This window comes from Photobacterium damselae, assembly GCF_003026815.1.
Taxonomy (GTDB): domain Bacteria; phylum Pseudomonadota; class Gammaproteobacteria; order Enterobacterales; family Vibrionaceae; genus Photobacterium; species Photobacterium damselae.
The window spans coordinates 1-1,057 of record NZ_PYOG01000098.1; the positions used below are offsets into that span (position 1 = coordinate 1).

The 1,057-nt window shown below is 40.0% G+C and carries 1 protein-coding gene and 2 pseudogenes; 2 read left to right on the top strand and 1 reads right to left on the bottom strand.

What is annotated here, in order from left to right; genetic code table 11:
* Both CTN07_RS22455 and CTN07_RS22940 read left to right on the top strand, forming a co-directional pair.
* Positions 1 to 195: pseudogene (locus tag CTN07_RS22455) on the top strand (protein-tyrosine phosphatase family protein); the annotation flags it as partial.
* Positions 196 to 349: 154 nt separating this feature from the next.
* The gene (locus tag CTN07_RS22940) at positions 350 to 490 is read left to right on the top strand and encodes a type III secretion system chaperone family protein (protein WP_157132376.1); all 141 of its coding nucleotides are present in this window, start codon (positions 350 to 352) and stop codon (positions 488 to 490) included.
* Between the two features lie 6 nt (positions 491 to 496).
* On the opposite strand, the pseudogene CTN07_RS22460 reads toward CTN07_RS22940, so the two are convergent.
* A pseudogene (locus CTN07_RS22460) lies at positions 497 to 1,057 on the bottom strand (IS91 family transposase); the annotation flags it as partial.

Consider the following 1,057-nt stretch of genomic DNA (forward strand, 5'->3'; position numbering starts at 1 on the left):
GCAGGTGTTGGCCGTACAGGTCAAATTGTTGCTGCGATTGCGATGCAAAAAGTACCTAATAGTGTGAGTGCAGAAGAGGTGATTAATGATATGCGATATAGTCGTAATGATTATATGGGGCAGACAGCTGAACAGCGAGCTGTAATTGCTGATTTAGCTCGTCAGCAAGGACGCTCTGTATTGGCCTTGGCCTAAGCTTTAAAAAGTTGAATCAAAGCCAGTGCATCGCACAGGCTTTCTATATTTGTCTCTATACAGACAAACTCTAAAAATTTCCCCCTGTTATTGATAGTCCGCAAATAGCTAATTTGGTTTACTAGAGGTAATAATTTACCACTGGAATAAAGCGATGAGTCAAGCATATACATTAGCGATTAACGAGTTATATAAAGCATTAGGTTTGGATCAGCCTAATGAAGTTGAAGAGGTCATCTCTCTACAAGTCGGTGAGATGGTTTGCCATTTAACGGTTAGGAATTTCAATTCCTAACCACTTTGACAGAAAACCATAATACCTGATGGCTCTAAAATTCTTTTCAGCAGGGATATGTGAAACTAACCGTTCGATCATCTCTATTTGACTAAGGACCAATGTCTTATAGCAATTATCTCTATGATCTTTGCAGACAAAGTGAACATCACCACCCTGATAATGACGTAGGCGAGAAGCCGCTATTGGCGGCCGCTTAAAATAGCGACCTAGGTATCTAACTGTTGGACCAACATCTTCTGTCTTTTGGCCAAGTGAATGTGCCATTTTCGACTGTATTGACTAGAGAGAAACTGATTCCATCCTATAAAGTCTCTAATGTGTTGATAGTTATCGTGTTTAGTATTCAAGTTATGATAGTGGTTCCGTAGGAACGAGACCACTTTCTGCTTCCAATGCTGCTCTACCATCGCGGCATTAAAGTAGATATTTCACCATCACTTAGTTTTGTTATTTATGCCTCCACGCGTGACTGATAGATGAAAATGGACATTCCAATTAAGTTGACGACCAAATGTATGGACTACACAGAATAGGCCAATCTCTATTCCCCGTTTTTTTGCAAAA

Excerpts from the sequence above, each read along its gene's own strand:
- CTN07_RS22940 (WP_157132376.1), top strand. The coding sequence starts at position 350 with ATGAGTCAAGCATATACATTAGCGATTAACGAGTTATATAAAGCATTA.